Here is a 21,817-nt window from a genome sequence, read left to right on the forward strand (position 1 = left end):
CGGCGTTCGGCCCGGAGCGTCAGTCGTCGGACGGGCGCGGGCGGCTGGCGCGGCGCTGCGCGAGCTGCGCCGCCCGGTCGGCCCGGGCCAGCTCCCGCCGCGCCGTCCTGGCCCGCTCCCGGGCTGCCTGCTGCTCGCGGCCGGCCCGGTCGAGTTCGCTGCTCAGCTCGGCGATCCGCCGCTCCGCCGCCCGGACCGCGCTCTGCGCGTCGGCAAGCTGCCGCTCCGCCGCCGCCCGCGCCTCGGTACTGGCCGACAGTGCCCGCTCCGCCTCGACGTCGCGGCCGGACCGGGACGCGCGACCGCGGCCGGACCGGCCCCCGGCCGCGGTGTCGGCCGTCCCGCCGGACCGGGCGGCGCGGGAGCGGCCGCCCGACCCACCCCGACGGGCCGCGGCGGCTCCGAGCTCGACCACCTCTCCCCCGGCGGCACCGTCGCCGGCAGTGGTGGTGACCGCGGCCAACCCGGTACTGGTGAGCGGCCGGTCCAGGCGGCCCCGGATCCAGCGCTGGCCGGCCTGCGCGTCGGCGACCACCGCATGCAGCGTCTGCTCCACCTCGCGGCGCGCGTCCGCGCCGAGCGGGTGCCCGGCGTCGGCCGCCAGCCGCGCCGCCGCCCCGACCAGTACCGGAATCAGCTGTCGCTGTTCGGCCGACAGCGCGCGGATCCGGGAGCCGTCCAGGTCGCGGTACGCGGTGCGCAGCTCCTCGCCCAACCCCAGCAGCCGCTCGGCCTCGCCAGAGCGGGCACGGGCGAGCAGGTTGCCGGCCCAGGCCGGCACGGTGGGCCGGCGCAGCGCACGGATCGAGGCGGCCAGCTCCCGGTCGCCGCTGGAGCGGGCCGCCTTCTCCCGTTCGGTGCGGGCCGCGGTGAACTGCTCCGGCGGCAGCGCGTACAGCTGGTCGGCGACGGCATCCAGATCCACGACGCAACACCATCCGCTCGTCTCGGCGACCCCCGCCACGACGTCGATGCACCAGCGTACGACGCGACCGGCGGCCACACCGGCCGCAACCGCAAGCTCACCCGCCGCGGGTCAGGCTCCGGAGCCGTCGAGGTAGGCGAGCACCGCCCGGACCCGGCGGTTGGTGTCGTCGGCCGCGGCGATGCCGAGCTTGGCGAAGATCGACGTGGTGTACTTGCTGATCGCGCCCTCGCTCAGGAACAGCCGGGCCGCGATCGCGGCGTTGGACAGCCCCTCCGCCATCAGCTCGAGCACCGAGCGTTCCCGGTCGGTCAGCGCGGCCAGCGGATCCACCCGGGTCGGCCGGCCGAGCAGCTTGGCGACCACCGTGGGGTCCAGCGCGGTACCGCCGTCCGCGACCCGTTGCAGCGCGTCGGTGAACTGGTCGGCATCCAGCACCCGATCCTTGAGCTGGTAACCGATCCCGCCGCGCTCGTCGGCCAGCAGCTCGCGCGCGTAGAGCTGCTCGACGTGCTGGGAGAGGATCAGCACCGGCAGGCCCGGGATCTGCCGGCGGGCCGCGAGCGCCGCCTGCAGCCCCTCGTCGGAGAACGTCGGCGGCAGCCGGACGTCCACGATGGCCACGTCGGGACGGTGGGTGAGCAGCGCGTCGAGCGCCTCCGGTCCGCTGCCGACCGCGGCGACGACGGTGTGCCCGTACGCCTCGACCAGCCGCACCAGCCCGTCCCGCAACAGGAACAGGTCCTCGGCTACGACAACGCGCATGGCACCGCCACCGTGATCCGGCTCGGCCCACCGGCCGGGCTGTCGATGCGCAGCACTCCGCCGAACGCCGCCATCCGCCGCTCGATCCCGGCGAGCCCCGACCCGGCTTGCCCCGACCCGGCCGACCCCGACCCGGCTTGCTGCGACCCGGCTGGCCGGGTGCCCGGTGGAGTACCGCCGGGTTCGGTTGCGGCGGCACCGATGCCGCCGACGCCGTCGTCGGTCACCGTCGCGGTCAGCACCCGCTCACCGTAGTCCAGGTCGATCTCCACCCGGCTCGCCCGGGCGTGCTTGACCGCGTTCGCGAGCAGCTCGGCGACGGCGAAGTACATCGCCGACTCGACCGGCCGCTCCGGCCGCGCCGGTACGGTGCTGCGCACCTCGACCGGGAGCGCGGCGTCCAGGGCCAGCGCCCGTACCGCGTCGACCAGGCCGCGCTCGGCGAGCACCGGCGGGTTGATGCCGCGGACCAGCGAGCGCAGTTCGGCCAGCGCGGCGGCCGACGAGCTCCGGGCCTGGGCCAGGATCTGCTTGGCCTTGTCCGGGTCCTCGTCGACCAGCCGTTCCGCGGCACCCATCGACATGCCCAGGGCGACCAGCCGGGCCTGCGCCCCGTCGTGCAGGCCGCGCTCGATCCGCTCCAGTTCGGCTGCCTGGTTCTGGGTCAGGTCGGCCCGGATCGCCTCCAACTCCTCCACCCGCCGGCCCAGCGACCGCGGCGACGCGCCGAGCAGCCGTACCCCGAGCGGGCCGAGCAGCCGCCACCCGAACGGCGCCGCGGCCAGGCCCACGACGCACAGCGCGATCCCGCACCCGAGGAGTCCGGCCTGGGTGAGCAGGTAGCCGCCGGCGGCCAGACAGGCCAGCGGGGCGGCCGCGGCCGGCAGCACGGTGACGGCGGCGACCAGCAGCCAGAGCGCGTCGCGGCGCAGTTGCGGGTCGTGGTGCCGGGCGTCCAGCGAGGCCCGGCGGCGGGCCTCGCGCTCCGACTCGTGGTAGGCGTAGCCGTTCCACCAGAAGCCGGTGGCCATCCGGGTCACCGGCAGCACCGGGTTGTACCGCGGCTCGACCGTCACGCCCAGCCAGCGGCGCGCCGCCCAGCGGGCCGCCCGGCTCAACGGACGGCCCAGGAACGCCACCACGAACCAGCCGGCGGCACCGGTCCAGAGCAAGGTCATCGCGATCTCGCCGACGAACACCAGCACGAGCACCGCCAGCGGCGCGGACAGGTCGGCCGACCAGGTCCGGGCAAACCGGAAACCGAAGAACGCGACGGGCACCGCGATCGCCGGCAGCACACCGGTCACCCCGGTGACCACCGCCGACCGGTACAGCCCGTGGCCGACGGCGCGCGCCCACCGCGCCGGTCCGACCTCGGCAGAGCCTGTCATCCCCGTCCCCTCCCGCATCGTCGCCATTGTCGCAACCGGCACCGGGCCGCTCCGCCGTACGCGCCGGCCGTTCGGGCGCCGGTGCCGGTCATGCCGGTTCCGTCCCGTTCAGCGGCTGGCCGGCCGGTGCCGCCGGTTCGCGGGCGGTGCGGCGCAGCGCCACCACGCCGCTGACCGCGAGTACGGCGCCGACCCCGGCGAGCGAGACGCCGTGGATCGACAGTCCGAGGTCGAACGTCTCGGACAGCCCGGTCAGCACCGCCCCGGCCAGGACGAACGAGCCGCCCAGGATGGTCCGCAGTCGCGCCGGGACCCGGTTCAACAGCAACAGCAGCAACACTTCTCGGCTCCGTTCGGTTCGTCCCCGGCGGTACTGCCGGGCGACACCGACGACGCTACGAAGCGGGCGGCGCGGCCGGTATCCGTCCACGCCCCGGCTCGGGTGGGCCCAGCCCCACCCCGTCGTACCGGGCCGCCGCGGGCCCGGTTGTGGCACGATCTCCCGGATGCCCCCGCACTCCCCGCGCCGACGCTGGTGGCGCCGGGTCCTGGTCCTGGCGCTCGGTCTGCTCGCCGCGGCGCTGCTGGTCGTGGCGGCGGGTGGCGTGGCGCTGCAGGTCGAGGGCGGCGGGACGGTTCCGGCCGCGGCGCGCGGCACCGGGCACGACGCCGAGTGGCTCGGCCACGCCTGGCTCGACGGCCGGAAGCGTCAGTCCGATGTGGACCGGCTGGCCGCCCGGTTGCGGCACACCGGCATCCGCGACCTGTACGTGCACGCCGGCCCGTTCCGCGACGACGGCAGCCTCGATCCGGCGCTGCGGCCGAAGGCCCGCTGGCTGGTCACCGCGCTGCACCGGGCGCTGCCGGGGGTCCGCGTGCAGGCCTGGCTCGGCGCCCACCCGGTGCCGGGCCAGCTGCGCCTGAACTCGCCGCGGACCCGGGCCGCGATCCTCGTCTCGGTACGGCAGGTGCTGGGTGACGGGTTCGACGGGGTGCACTACGACTTCGAGCCGGTCGCCGAGGGCGACGCCGACCTGGCCACCCTGCTCGCCGCGAGCCGGCGGCTGACCCGCCGGTACCACGCCGTGCTCTCGCTGTCGGCGAGCCTGCTCGCGCCGGTGCCGGGGCTCGCCACCGCGATCCGGGCGCTGCCCGGTGGGCCGCGCGGCGTCTGGTCGGCCGGCTACCTGCACCGGCTGTCCAGCCACGTCGACCAGGTCGCGGTGATGCTGTACGACAGCTGCCTGCCCACCGCGACCAGCTACGCCGGGTACGTGCGGCGGGCCACCGGGCTGGCGCTGCGGGCGGTGCCGGACCGGGTCGCGCTGCTGATCGGCGTACCGGCCTACCACGACCGCACCGCCTGCCACCGCGGCAACGCCGAGACGATGGCCGCCGCGCTGCGCGGGGTTCGGCTGGCGCTCGGCGGCCGGCCGCAGCGCAGGTTCGGCGTCGCGCTCTACGTCGACTTCGCGGCCACCGCCGCGGACTGGGCCAGCTACCGCACCGACTGGGCCTGACCGGCGGGCTCGTTCAGCGGCGGCGCGGGTGGCGTGGCCGGTCGGGATGCGCCTCGGTGGGAGCACCGACGCCGACCGCGTGCGCGGCGGCGGCGAGCTCGGCCAGGTCGCGGGGATCCGCCAGCGACCGGCCGGTGAGATCCTGCAGCCGGCGCAGCCGGTACCGGACCGTGTTCGGGTGGCAGTGCAGCACCTCACCGGCGCGCTCGGCGGAGCCGGCGTGGTCCAGGTAGGCGTCCAGCGTGTCGAGCAGCATGTCCCGGTCGTCGGCGGGCAGCCCGAGCACCGCGCCGAGCACCCGGCTGACCAACCGGGCGCCCTCGTCCGGTTCGCACACCACCAGCGCCGCCAGCGGGCTCGGACCGAACATGCGCACCTCCGGCGCGCCGGCCGGCACCCCCGCCAGGGCCGCCCGCGCGAGCCGCAGCGCGCGCGGCGTGTCGGCGAGCGAGTCGTACCGGGGGCTCACGCCGGTGCGCGACTTCGCCACGCCGCGCAGCACGTCGAGCATCGGCCGGGTCTGGTCGTCCCGCAGCGACACCACACCCACCTGCAGCGCCGGACTGAGCCGCCAGCCGGAGACGATGCCGTCGGCGGCCAGTGCCCGTTCGACCCCCGGCAGGCTCTCCTCGGCGAAGCCGCGGGTCTGCGCGGCGACCACGACCAGCTGCCCGCCGGGCGGCAGGCCGAGCAGCGCGGCAGCGTCCCAGGGCGTCGCGTCGGGGCCGGGCTGGCCGGTCAGCAGCGCCTCCACGACCGCCGAGCGGCGCCGCTGCTGGGCGAGCAGCAGCTCGGCGGTCGCGGCCCGGTACGCCTCGGTGAGCGCGAGCGCGTGCTCGTCGGTGAGCTGCCAGATCCGGCTGGCCGCGGTCAGCAGCTCGTCGGTGGCGCCGGCGGCCCCGGCACCGCGGGCGTGCTCGACCAGCGCGTCCCACAGCGTCGCGAACGTGATCCGGTAGGCCTGCAACACCTCCGGCAGCGGTACGCCCTGGTGCGCGCGGCGCCGACCGGTCTCCCGCGGCGCGGCGAGGTCCAGCGGCGCGGCCGGGGCGCCGACCGCGGCAACGAGGACGTGCAGGTTGTGGTCGACCGAGCGGCGCAGCTCGGCCCGGGACACCGCGCGGCCGTCGCGGTAGAGCGCCATCCGGTCGACCACCGCGGCGCACGCCTGGTCGATCAGCCGCGGCAGGTGGGCCTCGGCCCAGTCGAGCAGACCGAGCAGCGCGGTGCCGGTCATCGACGCGGCACCGGCCTCGACCCCGACCGGTGCCCGGTCGCCCGGTGATGGCTTCCCACGATCGGCCTCCCTGCCGTCCCGGCGCGCGGCGAGCCTGGTGGGTGTGGCCCGTACGGTCGCCTCCTGCGAGTCTCGCACCGGCGACGGGACCGGCAGTGCCGCATCGACCGAACGAGGTCGCCCGGGCGACCCGGGCGACTCGGCCGCGGCCGGCTCAGCGCGGGAAGCCCGCCGTCATCCAGGCGTGGAACAGCTGGACCTGGTCGGCCGGCCACCGCCCGTCGCACGGCATGCTGCCGTCGGCGAGCCGCTGGTGGATCCCGTCCGCGTGGTCGCGCACCGACTGGTACGACGACAGGTCGAAGGCCTGCTTCATCGCCTCGACGTCCTTGCGCCGGAACAGCGGTCGGATGTCCCGCTCGAAGCCGGGCGGTTCGCTGGTCGGCGCCCCCGGCCCGCCGGCGTCGGTCGACGGTCCGCCGCCGTCGGTGTCGTGCTTCGAACCGGCGTCGGTGACCGTCGCCGCGGCGGCGTCGGTGGCCGGGTGCGCGTCGGTGCCGGTCGGCGGTTCCGGGGCGGCGTCGGGGGGCATCCGGCGAACCTCGATGGTGCCATTGCGGGCCCGCACCTGGTAGACGAACTGCCCGAACACGGCCGGTCCCTCGACCACGGCGCCGCTGCACAGGTCGATCCGGGAGCCGTGCCACGGGCAGGTCACCACGTCGCCGTCGCGCTCACCGGCGTGCAGCGGGCCACCGGCATGGCTGCAGGTGTCGGCGATCGCCCGCAGCGTGCCGGATCGGTCCCTGGTCACCAGCACCGGGAACCCGTCGACGCGCACCACCGCCATCGCGCCGTCGGCCAGGTCGGACTCCTGGAGTACCGCGGTGAACTCGTCCGGTGCGCTGCGTGCGACGAGCCGGCCGTGGTCGACGCGGACCCCGAGACCGAAGCTGAGTTCGCCACCGAGATGCGCGGCCAGGCCGGAGAAGGCGAGCCCGGTCGCGCTCAACAGCCGGCCGCTGCCGCGGTGGCCGCGGGCGCGGCGGCCGAGCGAGGCGACCGCGAAGCCGAGCCCGACGACGTTGAGCACCCCGTGCAGGGTCGCGAGCCGACGGTCCTCGCCGGTGAGGTCGCGCCAGTCCGCCGCGCCGGTCAGCGCGGTCGGCGCCGCGCCGAGAACGCTCACCAGCAGCGTGGCGTCCGCGGCGCGGGCCAGCGTGCTCGAACGGGTCAGCCCGGCCGCGGCGTCCAGCACGAAGGCGGCGCTCCAGGAGCCCACCGGTACGTCGGTCAGCGCCGGGTGCAGCGGGGCACCGAGCCAGGTCCCGTCCAGCAGATCGTGCAGCCGGCCGCCGAGCAGCCGGCGCACCGTCGGCTGCACCCGGTCGGCCAGCCGGTCCAGCCAGGGTTGTGCCGCGGCGAGCCGCTTCGCGTCCACGCGCCCACCGTACTCAACACAGGGCCGGCGTTCGGCGGTTTCGCCGATCGCAGTGCCGGCCGACAACGGGGGTGCTGCACCGGGACAAAGCTTCGCCGCCGACCCGATCCGCCCCCACGCCAATCGATTCGAACAGAAGTGTTGTGCCACAACAGATCCAGCGTATTCGGCAGCGGAGTACGTTGGCCGGTCGGGCGATCAGCGGGTGCGCGTGCCGCTGCCCGTACCGCTCGGGCGGGGCTAGGCTCGCGGGATGGCACCGAGCGGATCCGCCGGCGAGCGCGGCAGCGCGGCACCGCCCCCGGCCGGGGGCGAGCCGGTGGCCGCGGCACCGCCGGACGGCTCGTCCGAGAGCCTGCTGACCGTGCTGGTGGCCGGCGGGGTCAACCTGCTCATCGCGGCCGCGAAGCTGTTCGTCGGGATCCTCGGCGGATCCAGCAGCATGGTGTCGGAGTCGGCGCACTCGTTCGCCGACACCGTCACCGAGGGGCTGCTGTTCGTCGCGGTGCGGCGCGGGACGAAGCCGCCCGATCACCGGCGCCCGTTCGGCTACGGCCGGGAGTCGTACTTCTGGGCGCTGCTCGCGGCGATGTGCACGTTCGGCGTCGGTGGCGTGTTCTCCATCTACCACGGCACGCTCACCATCCTCAGCGGTGAACCCTCCGGCCACTACCCGCTCGCGTACGGCGTGCTGGCCGCCTCGGCGGTGTTGGAGGGCATCTCGCTGACCCGTTCGCTGCGCCAGGCGCGCGGTGTGCCCCGGCGGCTGCGGATCACCCTCGGCGAGTACGTCCGGACCACGCCGGACACCGCGGTGCGCGCGGTGACGCTGGAGGACGTGGCGGCCGAGATCGGCATCGCGCTCGCCGCGATCGGGCTGGCGCTGGAGCAGCTGACCGGTTCCGGGGTGTACGACGGGATCGCGTCGGTGCTGATCGGTCTGCTGCTGTGCGCGGTCGGCTACCGGCTGATCAGCGTGAACAAGTCGCTGCTGATCGGCCAGTCGGTCCCGGACCGCACCCTCGCGGCGCTGAGGGCGGAGCTGTCCGCGCTGCCCGGTGTCGAGGACGTGGTGGAGCTGTTCGCCACCTATCTCGGGCCGGAGCAGATCCTGGTCGCCGCGAAGATCGACTTCGTCGACGACGTGCCGGCCGACGAGGTGGAGCGGCTGGCCGACGAGGGTGCTCGCCGGCTCAGGGCGCGCATCCCCCGGGTCACGCACGTCTACCTCGACCCGACCAACCGCGCCGGCCCGGCCCGGATCTGACCGAACCATCCACTGTGGACTGAAGTCCGGTCGCCGGGATCGCGTTGTGGTCGGCCCGATCGCGCGGTTAGTGTCCTGGGGCATGACCGGGCTGGCGCACGACTTCGGCTTCGACCCCACGTACGGCTACGATCTCGACCGGTTGCTCGCGGTCGGCGCACCGGCGGAGCCGGCCGGATTCGCCGCGTTCTGGCGCGAGCGGTACGCGGCGGCCCTCGCCGTCGACCCCGATCCGGTGCTCGGGCCGGTGGAGGACAAGCGGGACGGCTGCCGGGTCCTCGGGGTCACCTTCAGCTCGGTCGGCGGCGTACGGCTGGGCGGTTGGGTGGTGCTGCCCGACGCCGGGCCGGCGCGGCACGGGTTCGTCGTCGGGCACGGCTACGGCGGCCGGGAGGCGGCCCGGCTGCCACTGCCGCTGCCGCACGCGGCCGCGATCCAGCCGTGCGTGCGTGGGCTGCCCGAGCGGGGCCGCACCCCGGGCATCCCGGACACCACGGCCGAACACGTACTGCACGGGATCGGGTCACCCGAGACGTACGTGCTCGGCGGCTGCGTCGCCGACCTGTGGTGCGCGGCCAGCGCGCTGCGCCAGCTCGTGCCCGAGCTGGCCGGTCGGCTGGGGTACCTCGGGGAGAGCCTCGGTGGCGGGCTCGGTGCGCTGGCGCTGCCGTGGGACGACCGGTTCGCGGCGGCACAGCTGACCGTGCCGACGTTCGGCAACCAGCCGCTGCGGCTGACGCTGGAGTGCGTGGGCAGCGGCGAGTCGGTCCGCCGCTACGCCGCCCGCCACCGGGAGGTGACCGAGGTGCTGGCGTACTTCGACGCGGCCGTTGCGGCCCGGCGGATCACGGTGCCGACGCTGGTCGGCGCGGCGCTGTTCGACCCGTCGGTGCCGCCACCCGGCCAGTTCGCGGTGCACAACGCCCTGGCCGGGCCGAGTCGGCTGGCGGTGCTGACCGCCGGCCACTTCGACCACCCGGATCTCGACCGCGAGACGGCCGCGCTGGCCACGGCGACCGGCCGGTTCTTCGCCCGCCACCTGCCGGGCTGACGGCCGCCGCGCCGGCCGCCCGTCCGCCCGCTACCCGTCGCGCCGGCCGCCCGTCCGCTCGCCACCCGTCGCGCCGGCCGTCCGCTCGCCACCCGCCGGGCCGGCGGACGACCGAGCTCGGCGCGGGTCAGGCGCGGACGACGCGGTAGAGCACGTCGTAGCCGAACCGCGGGCTGCGCCCGAGCTCGTGCAGCCGCACCCCGGCCCGCCGCAGCGCGGCGGCCTCGCCGGGGTGGACGATCAGGAACCGGATCCGGTAGCTGGCGAGCAGGGCGGCGCGGCGGGCGTGGCCGGTCGGCGGGGCGAGGATCGCGGCCTGGGCCGCCCGGCGAGCCGGCGCGGAGCGCAGCCACGGTTCCGGGTAGGCCGGTGCCAGCGTGAAGATCCGGTACGCGGGCAGCATCCGGGCGGCGTGGTACGTGCCGGCCAGCACGGTCCGGCCGGTGCCGACCCAGCGGGTCACCCAGCCGTAGCCCACCCAGTCCTGTTTCGTCGCCAGGTGCCGGTCCAGGCTCGCCGGCAGCGGCGCGACGTAGCGCAGCACGCCGGCCTGGGTGGGCAGCCCCAGCAGGCAGGCGAGCGCCGCCGCGACCACGATCAGCCGGCCACGACGGGTACGGGGGTGGCGGGCGAGCTGTTCGGCCACCTCGATGCCCACCGCGAGCTGTCCGGCGAGCAGTACCGCCGGCAGCAGCCGGGCCCAGGTGGCGTGCCCAGTCACCCAGCCGTACCCGACGAACAGCCCGGCGAGCACGGCCAGCCAGGCCAGCGGATCGGTGTGCCGCCGGTACAGCCGCAGCGCCAGGGCGGGGACGCCGGTGGCCAGGCCGAGCCCGTAGAAGCCGAGCACGTGGTGGTAGAGCGGTGCCTGGATCCGGTCCAGCCCGGCGGCCGAGGACAGCAGCGACAGCACCGGGAAGTACGGCCAGGCGGCGAGCGCGGCGGCCGCGATCGCGACGGCGGCCGACCAGCAGGCGACCCGTACCAGGTTCAGTCGTCGCCGGCCGTCGACGACCAGCGCGAGGCAGCCGAGGGCCGCCGCGACCGCGGTGAACTGGTGGTCGAGGACCACGTCGGCGGCGAGCAGCCCGGCGACCGGGTAGACCCAGGGACCGCCACGCCCGCCGAGCCGGCCGGCGACCAGCCCCCACAGGTGCAACGTGACGCCCAGTGCGAACGCGGCCGGGTAGGACAGCGTGATCGCCACGGACTGGAGGCTGAGAAAGCCGCTCCAGGTCAGCAGCGTCGTGCCCTGCACCAGCAGGACGGCGACCAGCGCCGCGAGCGGCGCCCACGGTGCGGTCGACAGCCGTCGTACCAGGTGGTGCAGGCCGCTGGTGATCAGCAGCGCGTTGCCGAGCGCCGCGACGCGCAGCACGTCGTACCCGCCGAGTCCGGTGGCCCGCGCCAGCAGCGCCTGGGCCAGGCTGTACGGCGAGTAGTACGGGCTGGCGGCGGGCGCGCCGACCAGCGGGTCGGGCGGGCTGCCCAGGTGCCGGGACAGTTGCTCGACCACGGCGATGTGCAGCCCGGTGTCACCGCTCCACGGGAACCGCCAGGCGACCGCGAGGCCGAGGGCCGCGCCGACCGCGTACAGCGCCACGGTCGGTGCGACGCTGCGGCGGCGGGACTCCACGGCGCGCCGCGCCACCACCTGCGTCGGACCGACGAGCACCGTACGACCCCCGTGAAACGTCCGGTTCCTGCCGGCCGGGGATCGAGGGCCGGTTTCGGACCCTGTGCCGGTGCGATGCGCCTGCTCGCCCATCGAGCGTAACTACGACAACGTAATGTAGTAGATAACGACCCGTCAGAACTCGGCTCGACCCGGTGCGGGTCCGTCCGTCGATGTCCGCACCTCAACCGGACGCGGCTCTGGTCCGACACTTACCGTCGACGAGGTTCCTCCGCGTGCGCAGGGCGTCGTGAGACTGCCGCTTCGAGTTCGGAAACCCCGGCTACCGCTGAGTCTGGTCGCGGAATTCGGCGATGCCACGGAGCGCGTCGCGGAGGCTGGTCGGTTCGGGACCGAAGAGTTTCTCGTCGAGCGACTGCGCCATTTCGACGGCTCGACGGGTCAGGGCGCGGCCCTCCCGGGTCAGCGTCAGGCGCAGCGAACGAGCGTTGGACTCGTGGGCGTGCCGGGTGATCAGCCCACGGTCTTGAAGGGCGCGTACGACACGAGAGGTCATCTGCCGGTCGGTCCCGGCACCATCGGCGACCTGCTGCTGGGTGGGCGGGCCGTTGAGGTGCTCCAGCCAGCCCGCCGTCGCCAGCACCATGAACTGGGTGGGCGTCAGGCCCAGCGGGCGCAACCTGGCGTCCAGCTCGGCGCGCCAGGTCAGCGCCGCGTGATACAGCCAGAACCCGGGCGACAGCATGGGCCCGGACTCCTCGTGCCTCACGGTGCCACCGCCGTGCGGCGTCGGGCCGCTTCCCGCTCCAGTGCGGCGAAGGTCGTGAACATGTCGGCCCGCATGCGCCGCCCGAAGTGGAACCGGAACAGCGGCACGAGCGGCCCGGTGACGCGCACGGTCTTGACGCAGCGGACCTTTCCGTCGGCGAGGGGTTCGAAGGCGTTCATTCCGATGATCTTCCCGCCAGGCAGGCCGCACTCCGACCGCCAGTACGTGCGCGGGACGACCTGGGTGATCGTCCAGTCCGTGGCGGGTCCGCCGCGGGGCTTGGACCATCCTGCCGTGCCCGGCGCGAACGGGCCATCCAGCCGGGCCGCCTCCTCGTGCGGATCCCAGGCCGCCCAGCTGGCCACATCGGTGACGACCGCCCAGACCGCGTCGACATCGGCGTCGATCTCAGCCGCCGCACTGATCTCGTACATGGTGTCTCCCGGGTCAGGTTGGTGTCGCGACACCAACCTACATGGTGTTGCGACACCAGGCAACCCGGCCTGGCTGGCAACCCGTCCCGCGCCTGCTGTGTCCACCCCGCAGAGGTTTCCCCGCCCGGCCAGCCCCGCGGTGCAACGCTGGCCACCAGGACAGCGACCCACGTGCGCACGAGTCCGGACATCGGCGCAGTCGACTTCGGACCTCGACACCGTCCTCAGTAGACGGACAGCGCGCCGGCACACCGCGGCGAGGCAGAATGTGGCGATGAAGTACGTGCTGCTGATCTGCGACGACGAGACCGCGTCGCCGAGCAACGAACAGCTTGCGGCCGATCCGGTGCACCAGGCCTGGCTCGCCGACCTGGAGCGGCGCGGCGCCCGCATCGTCGGCGCCCGGCTGCGTCCGGTCGTCGACGCGACGACGGTACGGGTGCGCGACGGCGAGACGCTCGTCTCGGACGGCCCGTTCGCCGAGACGAAGGACTTCGTCGGCGGCTTCGTGATCGTCGACTGCGCCAGCCTGGACGAGGCGATCGAGATCGCCGCCGGCCATCCGTACGCGCGCTGGGGCAGCATCGAGATCCGCCCGGTCTGGGAGTGACCGGGCACCACGACCGGGTCACCGCGGCGGTCGAGGCGGCGTACCGGGACGAGTGGGGGCAGCTGGTCGCCACCCTCATCGGCCTGACCGGCGACTGGGACCTGGCCGAGGACTGCGCCCAGGAGGCGTTCGCCGCGGCGCTCGCCACCTGGCCCCGCGACGGGGTACCGCGCCGGCCGGGCGCCTGGCTGACCACCACGGCGCGGCACCGCGCCACCGACCGACTGCGCCGCGACGCCACCGGCGCGGCCAAACTGCGCCAGCTCGCGGTGCTCGAACGCGACCCGGCGGCACCGCCGGTCGAGGAGATCCCGGACGACCGGCTGCGGCTGATCTTCACCTGCTGTCACCCGGCACTGCGGTTCGACGCCCGGGTCGCGCTGACGCTGCGCACCCTGGCCGGGCTGACCACCGCCGAGATCGCCCGCGCGTTCCTGACCGCCGAGGCGACCATGGCGCAGCGGCTGGTGCGTGCCAAGCGCAAGATCGCCGAGGCCGGCATCCCGTACCGGGTGCCGCCGGCCGAGGCGCTCCCGCACCGGCTGGCCGCTGTCCTCGCGGTGCTCTACCTGATCTTCAACGAGGGGTACGACGAGGAGCGGCTCGACGCCCGCCGCGCCCTGACCGCCGAGGCGATCCGGCTGGCCCGGGTGCTGTGCCGGCTGCTGCCGGCCGAGCCCGAACCGGCCGGGCTGCTCGCGCTGATGCTGCTGCACGAGGCCCGCCGGGCCACCCGTACCGCGGACGGCGTGCTGGTGCCGCTGGAGCGCCAGGACCGGTCGGCGTGGGACGCGGCGCTGATCGCCGAAGGCGTCGCGGTACTGGACGGCGCGCTCGCGTCGCGCCGGGCCGGGCCGTACCAGGTGCAGGCCGCGATCGCCGCCTGCCACGCCACCGCGCCGGAGGCGGCGAGCACCGACTGGCCGCAGATCGCCGCGCTGTACGGCACGCTGGCCCGGCTCGCGCCGTCCCCGGTGGTGGCGCTGAACCGGGCGGTGGCGGTGGCGATGGCCGACGGGATCCCGGCCGGCCTGGCGCTGGTGGACGAGTTGGCCGCGGCCGGCACGCTCACCGGCTACCACCTGCTGCCGGCGACCCGGGCCGACCTGCTACGCCGCGCCGGCCGTACCGACGAGGCCCGGCGGGCCTACCGGGAGGCGCTGGCGCTGGCGCCGACCGAACCGGAGCGTCGCTACCTCGCCGCCCGGCTGGCGGAGCTGCCCGACTCCGCGCCCTGACCCGGTCCCGCCCACCCCGACTCCCGACGACGCCGACGAGGCCGGTGGGCCGGGCGAAAAAGTTCCGACCGGTGTCGATCCGGCGTCGTGGGGTTCGTCGGTGGGGTGACGGTGAACCGAAGCGGAGGGAACAGTTCCGATGAACACCGAGATCGACATCGCGGCACCCACGATCACCGACCGGGCCGCATACCAGGCGCGACTGGACGCACTGCGCGTTTGGGAGAAGCAGCACAGCCGGGCCGGCGACGCGATCGCCGCGGCCCGCCGGCGGCTGCCGATGGTGGAGGTACCCGCGGACAGCCCGCTGATCGGCGCGGACGGCCCGGTCACTCTGCTGGACGCGTTCGAGGGGCGCCGCCAGCTGATCGCGTACTACCAGATGTGGCACGAGGGCGCGCCCGCGGCGCGGCAGTGCCCCGGCTGCACGTTCTTCAACAGCCAGGTACGGGAGCTGGCCTACCTGCACTCGCGCGACGTCACCTACGCGACGCTGTGTCAGGGCCCGTACGAGCAGTCCGTCCGGTACCGCGACTTCATGGGCTGGGACGTCCCGTGGTACTCGGCCCAGCCATCGCTGGACGTGCTGCTCGCCGGCCGCGGCCCGTTCGTCCTCGCCTGCTACCTGCGCTCCGGCGACCGGGTCTTCGAGACGTACTGGACCACCGGCCGCGGTGTCGAGGCGATGGACCAGAGCTACGGCCTGCTGGACCTGACCGCCTACGGGCGGCAGGAGCCGTGGGAGGACTCGCCGGCCGGCTGGCCGCAGGATCTTCCGGACCCGGCCCGGGTGGGCGACCGCCCGGCGGCGCAGTGGTCCCGGATCCGCGCGGGCCGCTCCGACGACCTCGGTACCGCCGGCTGACCCGACCCGGCCGGCCCGCAGGTGAACAGCGGGCCGACCCGGCCCGGCGGTGCGGTGCCGGCCGCGCCGGGTCGGGTCGGGTCGGGTCGGGTCGGGTCGGTCACAGCACCCGGCGGACGCCGGGGAGCCGGCGGATCGGGCCGGCCAGCGCGAAGCAGGCCGGTACCGCCACGACCGCGACCAGCGCGACCTTCGGCAGCGTCGGTATCGCCAGCGCGGCCAGCGCGTAACCGACGGCGGTCACCACCGCGGCGTGGGTCACGTAGACGGTGAAGGAGTGCCGGGCCAGGTACCGGCGCAGCGGCCCCTGGCCGTCGAACCGGCGGCGGAACAGCGCGATCACCGCGAGCAGCAGGCCGACCGCGAACCCCGAGTCGAACAGCGCGTAGCACAGCGAGCTCAGCGTGCCGTGGCCGGTCCAGCCGGTGACCCCGCCGGCGCCGAGCGCGAGCGGCAGGAACACCACGACGGCACCGGCCGCGAGCGCCGCACCGAACCGGCCCAGCCGCGGGGTGATCGCGTGGAACCAACCGCGCCGGTACGCGATCGTGCCGAGCACGAAGAACCCGGCGTACTGGGTCAGGTAGGCGCCGGTCGGGAAGTCGATCACCGGCAGCCAGAACCCTTCCGGTACCACGATGCGCAGCACGTAGGTGGCGAGTGCGAGCAGCGCCACGAACCCGAGCACGGTACGCCGCTTCGGCGCTCCGGTCGCACCGTCGGAGAACCGCGCCGGACGGCGCCGGCGGTCGGCCCCCGGCAGGTCGCGGCGGGTGGCGCGAAGCGCCCGGACGGCCGCGTAGCAGCCGTCGAACACCAGCAGCGCCACCGCGAACCACAGCGGACCGGATCCGATCGCGTGCAGGTACGCGACGCCCAGCGGCCCGCCGTGGTAGTCGCCGAGCGACAGGATCGGGTTGAGCACGAAGTAGAACACCAGCAGCGGGATGCCGAGCCGCACCAGCCGGTCGCGCAGGAACGCCCGGGCGCCCTTGCGTTCGTAGGATCCGGGCGTGAAGTAGCCGGACAGCAGGAAGAACGCGCCCATGAACCAGGCCTGGTTCAGCATCAGGAACACGGTGAGGCCGAGGCCGACCGCGGCGCTCGTCGGCCGTTCGTCGTAGTACCACATGCCGAGGCCGCTGTAGCCGACGACGACGTGGTGCAGCACCACCAGCACCGTCAGGGCGATCCGCAGGTTGTCCACGAACCACAGCCGCCGCGCCCCGGCCGGCTCGCTGTTTCCGTTTGGTACCAGCGCATCCCGCCGGCCTCGCAACACGCTCATGGTGGTCTCCGTTCACCGGTTCCCGCTGCGTCACCGGCAGCAGATCGACCGTACGAAGCGGGCCACGGCACCGGTATCCCGCTGGACCCCGGGTGCGGTGGGTCCAGCCCCACCAGGCGATTAATAGAGTGACTGCTCTGCTAATGTGGTGGCATGACGGGGGGACGCAAGGTTCGACGCTGGCCGCTGCTCGTCGGCCTGGTCCTGCTCGCGCCGTACGTGGGCGAGTTCCTGCTGGGCAACCAGCCGATCACCGCGCTGCCCTGGCTGCTCGCGCTGGCACCGATGTACGGCGGGGGCGCACTGCTGATCCGCGAGGTGGGCCGGCGACTGCGCGGCGGCTGGCCGGTGCTGGTGCTGCTCGCCGCCGGGTACGCGCTGCTCGAAGAGGGCCCGATCGACCAGATGCTGTTCAACCCCGGCTACCTCGGGTTGACCAGCTTCGCCGACCTGGCACCGATTCCCGGGCTCGACGTCAGTGCCGAGCTCGTGCAGGGATCGCTGACGCTGCACACCATCTGGAGCATCTGCGTGCCGATCGCCGTGGTCGAGGGGTTCGCCGCCGAGCCGACCCGGCCGTGGCTGCGCCGCCGCGGCCTCGCCGGGACCGCGGCGATCTTCGTCCTCGGCTGCGCCGCGCTGGCCTTCGTGCAGTACGACAGCTACCACTTCGTCGGCAGCGCGGCGCAGTTCGCGGTCGTGACCGCGGCGATCGTGCTGCTGGTGGCCGCGGCGGTGGTGGTCGCGCGCCGGTGGCCCGGCCCGCCGAGCATCGACCCGCGCCGCCGACCGGCGCCGGCGCCGCGGCGGGTCGGCATCGCCGCGTTCCTGCTCGCCAGCGGCTACTGGGCGATCGACACGGTGCTCGCCTGGTTCACCGGGGCGTGGCTGCAGCTCGCGATCTGGGTGGCCTACGCGGCCGGCTGCGCGGTACTGCTGATCCGTTGCTCGCACCGCGCCGGCTGGGGCGCCGGGCACCGGCTCGCGGTCGCCGGCGGCCTGCTGCTCACCTACGTCTGGTACGGCCTGGTGCACGCCACCAGCCTGGGCACCCCGCTGCCCTTCGCCCTCGCCGGTACCGTCGTGTTCGGTGCGGGCGCGATCGCCGTCCTGCTCGCCGCGGTACGGTCGCACCGCCGGCGCGCCGCCGGCGCCGTCGTCGCACCGGAATGAGAAGGCACATGCCACAGCCACTGCCTGCCACCGAGGTCGCACTGCTGATCCGCACCGGCTTCGCCGACGACACCGCCTGGACCTCGATCCTGACCGACGTGTTCGAGCCGGAGGAGGACAGCGGCCTCGGCATGCGGGCCGGCGTGCACCCGCTGAACGACCCGCAGTACGCCGGATGCACCCCCGCCGAGGTGCTCGCCCTGGTGCCGCCGGAGTACCCGCACACGTTCCTGTTCGTGGTCGACGACGTCGCACTGCGCGAGTTCCGGCACCCGCTGCTCGTCGTCGACCTGCACCCGGCGGAGCGGGGGCGCAGTTTCCGGTGCGTGCCGGAGGCGGTGCGCACCATCGAGGCGAACCTGTTCACCGACAACCTCAGCTTCGACGAGCTCGTCGCCGGTGCCGACGCCGACGGCATCTACCGCAACTACTGAGCCACCGCCCTTCCATCCACTGTGGACGGACCGGCGGTGGCAGGCAGTGCGGTCAGGCGGCCCAGTGCGGTCACGCGGTCCAGTACGGATCGCGGCCGATGAAGCCGATCAGCCGGGCCTGCACGTCGGCGCCGTCGCGCACCGCGACGCGCGGCCCGTACTGGCCGGACGAGCGCAGGATCTCCTCCATCGGCTCCAACCCGCCGAGCAGCTGCGCGCAGAAGTCGGCATCCAGCCGGTCGTCCTGGCCGGTGGCCCGGGCCAGGTCCCAGGTGTGCATGAACACGTCGGCGGTGTAGAACTGGTCGATCGCGGCATCGAGCGGCAGCGTGCCGAGGTGCGGGTTGGACAGGCTGCGGTGCACCGTCTCCGGGTCGTCCAGGATCGCCTGCACCGACCCGCTGTGCGCCTGCCAGGCAGCCACCGGGTCGTCGTCGACCGACGGCCGGGCCGGCAGCTCGATGCCGGCGCCGGCGGCCAGGAACGCCGGGAACCAGTCGGTCAGGTGGCGCACCACGTCGCGGGCGGTCCAGCCGGCGACCGGCGCCGGCGCGTCCCAGCGGTCGGTGCCCCGGACCCGGTCGGTGAACAGCCCGGCGACCTGCCGGTGCCGCTCGGTCGGGCGGTCAGACAGCGCCATCGTCGAGCATCCTCTCCAGCTTGGCGTACCCCTCGGTGACGCCGACCTCCATGCCACTGCGCAGGATCGCGTCCCGCGCGTCGAAGCTGTCCACCAGCGACTGGCTGCGCAGCCGGGTGCGGCCGCCGCCCAGGTCCTCGAACCACACCGTCTCCAGCGCGACGCCGTCGGGCGCCCCCTCGTACGTGAAGGTCTGCACCAGCCGGCTCGGGCCGATCTCGTGGAAGGAGCCGTGGAACCAGTGCTCCGTGTCGCCGTCCACCGAGACGTAGCGCCAGCTGCCGCCGGTCCGCGCGTCCCAGCGGTCGACCCGGGTGGTCAGCGCGTCCGGACCGACCCAGCGCACGAACAGCTCCGGGTCGGTGTGCGCGCGCAGCAGCTGCGCCGGCGTCGCGGTGAAGTCACGGGCGACCCGGACTATCGGCAGCGTCCGGTCGGCCTCGATCGTCGTTTCGGTGAGCTCGTTCATCGTCGTCTCCCCCCATCTCCGCCAGGACCGCGTCCATGCGGCGGTAGCGCCGTTCGACCCGCACCCGGTGCCGCTCGATCCAGGTGTCCAGCAGGTCGAGCGTCTCGACCCGCAGCCGCACCGATCGCGGCTGCGGCCCCCTCGGCCGGCTGACCAGCCCGGCCTCCTCCAACACCTTCAGGTGCTTGTAGACCGCTTGCAGCGAGATCCGGTACGGCTGCGCGAGCTGGCCGACGGTGGCGTCGCCGTCGGCGAGCCGGGACACCATGTCCCGCCGGGTCGGGTCGGCGAGGGCCGCGAACGCGCGGGTCAGCGTGTCCATCGCACCCCTCTTTCAACTCATCGGTTTAAAGACACCGTAGCCGACGGCCGTCGCGCGGTCAACCACTCGGTTGAAAGCGCAGTATGAGTACGCCCGTGGGGGCGACGACGACTGGAGGCAGCGTGCGGAACGGCAACCAGCGAGAAGTGCGCATCGACGGCACGGATGGTCTCGATGCGGACGAGCTCGGCGCGCGCGGGCGCGGCACGGATGGTCTCGATGCGGACGAGTTCGGCGCGGGCGGGCGCGGCGCGGGTGGGCTCGATGCGGGTGAGTTCGGCGCCGGCGGGTTCGGCGCGGACGCGATCCGGGCGATCGCCGCGGGTGCCCGGGTGACGCTGCCGCCGGAACTGCTCGCCGCGGTGGCCGCCCACCGCACGGCGGTGCTCGCCGCGCTCGCCGACCCCGGCCGCCCGGTGTACGGGGTGACCACCGGCATGGGCGCGTTCGCCGGTCGGCGCCTCGACCCCGACGAGCAGGCCAGCCACCAGCTACGCCTGCTCACCGCGCGGGCCGTCGGCGGGCCGCCCTGGCTGCCGGTACCCGATGTCCGGGCGGTCCTGGCGATCGTGCTGCGCACGGCGTTGCGGCCGGAGACCGGGGCGAGCGCGCAGCTATGCCGGTTCCTCGCCGACCGGCTCGACGACGGTTTCCACCCGGCGGTACCGCGCGAGGGCATCGGCTGTGCCGGCGAGATCATTCCGCTCTGCCACGCCGGCCAGACCCTCGCCGGGCTCGGCACGGTGCTGGCCGACGACGGCACCGAGGTACCGGCCGCCGAGGCGCTCGCCGCGCGCGGCGTCGAGCCGTACCGGCCGGGGCCGAAGGAGGGCGTGATCCTGCTGGAGGGCATCCCGGTCGCCACCATGCACGGGATCCGGCGCGGCGCCGAGGCGGCCGCGGCGGCGGAGCGGCTGCTGGTGGCCGCGGCGGCGTCGATCGACGCGCTCGGCGCCCCGCGTACCGGCTACGACCCGCGCCTGGCGGCGGGCGATCCGGTCCTCACCGACCGGTACGCGCGGCTGCGGGCGCTGCTCGCCGGCGGCACCGTACGGGCCGGGCTGCTGCACGCACCGGTGTCGTTCCGGGTGGTACCGCAGGTGCTCGCGCACCTGGGCCGCACGCTCGCCGACCTCGCCGACGCGGTCGACCGGGCGCTGTCCTGGGTGACCGACTCCCCCGCGTTCCTGGCCGGCGAGTTCGTGTCGACCGCCGGGTACCACGGGTGCGAGCTGGGGCTGCGGCTGGATGCGGTGACCGCCGCGCTCGCGCACGCCGCGGAGGCCAGCGTGCAGCGGATGGCGCGGCTGCTGGACGAGCGGTACAGCGGGCTGCCGCCGCAGCTGGCCGCGGTGCCGGGGCCGCAGGCCGGGCTGGTGACGGTGCACAAGCGGGCGGTCGGCGAGCTGCAGGCGCTGCGCCGGCTGGCCACCCCGGCGACGCTCGGCTCGCTGGACACCTCGGCCGGGCAGGAGGACCTGCAGGCGTTCGCACCGGCGGCCGGCGAGCAGCTGCGCGCCGCGCTGGAGCGCGTCGAGTCGATCGTCGTGGCCGAACTGCTCGTCGCGTACCAGGCGTGGACGGTGCGGGCCGCGCCGATCGCGCCGGCGCTGACCCCGCTGCACGCCGCGATCGCCGCAGTGGTCCCGCCGGTGTACGAGGATCGGCCGCTCGGCGCGGACCTGCGCCGGCTGCGCTCCGCGCTGCGCTCCGGCGCGCTGGACGTGGCCGCAGCCTGACGCGGCCGACAGCTGGCCGTCGCGCCGGCGAAGCACCCGGTTCCGTTGCGGGGCAAGGGTTTTCGGTGCGGTCAGTCCGGCAGCGACTCGATGTAGAGGGTGAGCTTCTTCAGGATCCGGTTGAGCGTGGCGCGTTCCCGGTCGGTCAGGCTGGCGATCAGCTCGTCCTCCGCGGTGCCGCGGTTGGCCATCGCGCCGCGCCAGACCTCGGTGCCCTTCGGGGTGATCTGGATGATCACGCGCCGGCGATCGTCGATCGCCGACACCCGCCGGATCCAGCCCTTCTTCTCCAGCGCGTCGAGCCGGCCGGTCATCCCGGCGCCGGAGATCTTCAGGTCCTCGGCGAGCTCGCCGGGCGACGCCGAGCCGGGGGTGTCCCGGATCATCAGCTCGTGCAGCGTCTTGTACTCCGACTCCTGCAGGTCGGAGGCGGCCGCGGCGCGTTTCATCGTCTCGCCGAGGTAGTGGTCGATCTGCCCGATCCGGGTGACGATGCCCTCGACCTGGTCGTCGTACGTGATGCCCGACCAGTGGTCTCGCCAGCGCGCGACGTGACGGTCGGTCCAGTCCTCCGGCGGCATGCTCCGATCGTACCAAGGGTGT

At 74.7% G+C, this 21,817-nt stretch carries 23 protein-coding genes; 9 read left to right on the forward strand and 14 right to left on the reverse strand.

Annotated features, from left to right (window positions below):
* Positions 1-19: 19 nt before the first annotated feature.
* From NUM_RS19225 to NUM_RS19240, 4 genes are all read right to left on the reverse strand, one after another.
* Positions 20-925, reverse strand: coding sequence for a hypothetical protein (locus NUM_RS19225; RefSeq protein WP_207126272.1), 906 nt, complete (start codon positions 923-925; stop codon positions 20-22).
* Between the two features lie 111 nt (positions 926-1,036).
* Positions 1,037-1,690, reverse strand: coding sequence for a response regulator transcription factor (locus tag NUM_RS19230; RefSeq protein WP_207126273.1), 654 nt, complete (start codon positions 1,688-1,690; stop codon positions 1,037-1,039).
* On the reverse strand, positions 1,675-3,081 hold the full coding sequence (locus tag NUM_RS19235; protein ID WP_207126274.1) for a sensor histidine kinase: 1,407 nt from the start codon (positions 3,079-3,081) through the stop codon (positions 1,675-1,677). Before NUM_RS19235 ends, NUM_RS19230 begins: the two co-directional genes overlap by 16 nt.
* A gap of 88 nt (positions 3,082-3,169) precedes the next feature.
* Positions 3,170-3,421 carry a hypothetical protein gene (locus NUM_RS19240; protein WP_207126275.1) on the reverse strand — a complete coding sequence of 84 codons (252 nt, stop codon included), beginning with the start codon at positions 3,419-3,421 and terminating at the stop codon, positions 3,170-3,172.
* 166 nt (positions 3,422-3,587) lie between these two features.
* Here NUM_RS19240 and NUM_RS19245 point away from each other — a divergent pair, with 166 nt between their 5' ends.
* Positions 3,588-4,601 carry a glycoside hydrolase family 18 protein gene (locus NUM_RS19245; RefSeq protein WP_207126276.1) on the forward strand — a complete coding sequence of 338 codons (1,014 nt, stop codon included), beginning with the start codon at positions 3,588-3,590 and terminating at the stop codon, positions 4,599-4,601.
* Between the two features lie 13 nt (positions 4,602-4,614).
* Here the strand turns inward: NUM_RS19245 and NUM_RS19250 are convergent, their stop codons facing one another.
* Positions 4,615-5,838 (reverse strand): PucR family transcriptional regulator, encoded by a 1,224-nt coding sequence (locus NUM_RS19250; RefSeq protein ID WP_207126277.1) that lies wholly within the window; start codon positions 5,836-5,838, stop codon positions 4,615-4,617.
* Between the two features lie 214 nt (positions 5,839-6,052).
* Positions 6,053-7,279, reverse strand: a complete 1,227-nt coding sequence (locus NUM_RS19255) for a Rieske (2Fe-2S) protein (protein WP_207126278.1) — start codon at positions 7,277-7,279, stop codon at positions 6,053-6,055.
* 253 nt (positions 7,280-7,532) lie between these two features.
* Between NUM_RS19255 and NUM_RS19260 the strand changes: the two genes are divergently transcribed.
* The gene (locus NUM_RS19260; RefSeq protein ID WP_207126279.1) at positions 7,533-8,546 is read left to right on the forward strand and encodes a cation diffusion facilitator family transporter; all 1,014 of its coding nucleotides are present in this window, start codon (positions 7,533-7,535) and stop codon (positions 8,544-8,546) included.
* Positions 8,547-8,628: 82 nt separating this feature from the next.
* Positions 8,629-9,597: an acetylxylan esterase gene (locus tag NUM_RS19265; RefSeq protein WP_207126280.1), complete on the forward strand. Its 969-nt coding sequence runs from the start codon at positions 8,629-8,631 to the stop codon at positions 9,595-9,597.
* 127 nt (positions 9,598-9,724) lie between these two features.
* Here the strand turns inward: NUM_RS19265 and NUM_RS19270 are convergent, their stop codons facing one another.
* The 3 genes from NUM_RS19270 to NUM_RS19280 all read right to left on the reverse strand — a co-directional run bounded on the left by NUM_RS19270 (position 9,725) and on the right by NUM_RS19280 (position 12,436).
* Positions 9,725-11,272 carry a hypothetical protein gene (locus NUM_RS19270; RefSeq protein WP_207126281.1) on the reverse strand — a complete coding sequence of 516 codons (1,548 nt, stop codon included), beginning with the start codon at positions 11,270-11,272 and terminating at the stop codon, positions 9,725-9,727.
* 283 nt (positions 11,273-11,555) lie between these two features.
* Positions 11,556-11,978, reverse strand: a complete 423-nt coding sequence (locus NUM_RS19275; RefSeq protein WP_207126282.1) for a MarR family winged helix-turn-helix transcriptional regulator — start codon at positions 11,976-11,978, stop codon at positions 11,556-11,558.
* 20 nt (positions 11,979-11,998) lie between these two features.
* Complete coding sequence (locus NUM_RS19280) at positions 11,999-12,436, reverse strand: SRPBCC family protein (protein WP_207126283.1); 438 nt, start codon at positions 12,434-12,436, stop codon at positions 11,999-12,001.
* Positions 12,437-12,710: 274 nt separating this feature from the next.
* Between NUM_RS19280 and NUM_RS19285 the strand changes: the two genes are divergently transcribed.
* The 3 genes from NUM_RS19285 (at position 12,711) to NUM_RS19295 (ending at position 15,149) form a co-directional block, all read left to right on the forward strand.
* On the forward strand, positions 12,711-13,046 hold the full coding sequence (locus tag NUM_RS19285; RefSeq protein ID WP_207126284.1) for a YciI family protein: 336 nt from the start codon (positions 12,711-12,713) through the stop codon (positions 13,044-13,046).
* Positions 13,043-14,284: an RNA polymerase sigma factor gene (locus NUM_RS19290; RefSeq protein ID WP_207126285.1), complete on the forward strand. Its 1,242-nt coding sequence runs from the start codon at positions 13,043-13,045 to the stop codon at positions 14,282-14,284. Before NUM_RS19285 ends, NUM_RS19290 begins: the two co-directional genes overlap by 4 nt.
* Before the next feature lie 139 nt (positions 14,285-14,423).
* Complete coding sequence (locus tag NUM_RS19295) at positions 14,424-15,149, forward strand: DUF899 family protein (RefSeq protein WP_207126286.1); 726 nt, start codon at positions 14,424-14,426, stop codon at positions 15,147-15,149.
* Between the two features lie 100 nt (positions 15,150-15,249).
* Here NUM_RS19295 and NUM_RS19300 read toward each other — a convergent pair whose 3' ends face one another.
* Complete coding sequence (locus tag NUM_RS19300; protein ID WP_207126287.1) at positions 15,250-16,437, reverse strand: acyltransferase family protein; 1,188 nt, start codon at positions 16,435-16,437, stop codon at positions 15,250-15,252.
* A 153-nt stretch (positions 16,438-16,590) separates the two neighbouring features.
* Here NUM_RS19300 and NUM_RS19305 point away from each other — a divergent pair, with 153 nt between their 5' ends.
* Both NUM_RS19305 and NUM_RS19310 read left to right on the forward strand, forming a co-directional pair.
* On the forward strand, positions 16,591-17,610 hold the full coding sequence (locus tag NUM_RS19305; RefSeq protein ID WP_207126288.1) for a hypothetical protein: 1,020 nt from the start codon (positions 16,591-16,593) through the stop codon (positions 17,608-17,610).
* An 8-nt stretch (positions 17,611-17,618) separates the two neighbouring features.
* Positions 17,619-18,044, forward strand: a complete 426-nt coding sequence (locus NUM_RS19310) for a DUF6924 domain-containing protein (RefSeq protein ID WP_207126289.1) — start codon at positions 17,619-17,621, stop codon at positions 18,042-18,044.
* Between the two features lie 70 nt (positions 18,045-18,114).
* On the opposite strand, the gene NUM_RS19315 is transcribed toward NUM_RS19310, so the two are convergent.
* From NUM_RS19315 to NUM_RS19325, 3 genes are read right to left on the reverse strand one after another with little or no spacing between them, the layout of a single operon-like run.
* Positions 18,115-18,684: a TIGR03086 family metal-binding protein gene (locus NUM_RS19315; protein WP_207126290.1), complete on the reverse strand. Its 570-nt coding sequence runs from the start codon at positions 18,682-18,684 to the stop codon at positions 18,115-18,117.
* The gene (locus NUM_RS19320; protein ID WP_207126291.1) at positions 18,671-19,153 is read right to left on the reverse strand and encodes an SRPBCC family protein; all 483 of its coding nucleotides are present in this window, start codon (positions 19,151-19,153) and stop codon (positions 18,671-18,673) included. The genes NUM_RS19315 and NUM_RS19320 overlap by 14 nt, the downstream gene beginning before the upstream one ends.
* Positions 19,086-19,475 (reverse strand): ArsR/SmtB family transcription factor, encoded by a 390-nt coding sequence (locus NUM_RS19325; protein WP_207126292.1) that lies wholly within the window; start codon positions 19,473-19,475, stop codon positions 19,086-19,088. The genes NUM_RS19320 and NUM_RS19325 overlap by 68 nt, the downstream gene beginning before the upstream one ends.
* A gap of 122 nt (positions 19,476-19,597) precedes the next feature.
* Here NUM_RS19325 and NUM_RS19330 point away from each other — a divergent pair, with 122 nt between their 5' ends.
* On the forward strand, positions 19,598-21,214 hold the full coding sequence (locus NUM_RS19330; RefSeq protein WP_207126293.1) for an aromatic amino acid lyase: 1,617 nt from the start codon (positions 19,598-19,600) through the stop codon (positions 21,212-21,214).
* Positions 21,215-21,285: 71 nt separating this feature from the next.
* Here NUM_RS19330 and NUM_RS19335 read toward each other — a convergent pair whose 3' ends face one another.
* On the reverse strand, positions 21,286-21,795 hold the full coding sequence (locus NUM_RS19335; protein WP_207126294.1) for a MarR family winged helix-turn-helix transcriptional regulator: 510 nt from the start codon (positions 21,793-21,795) through the stop codon (positions 21,286-21,288).
* Between the last annotated feature and the right edge of the window lie 22 nt (positions 21,796-21,817).

The sequence above is a fragment of the Actinocatenispora comari genome, assembly GCF_017312725.1.
Taxonomy (GTDB): domain Bacteria; phylum Actinomycetota; class Actinomycetes; order Mycobacteriales; family Micromonosporaceae; genus Actinocatenispora; species Actinocatenispora comari.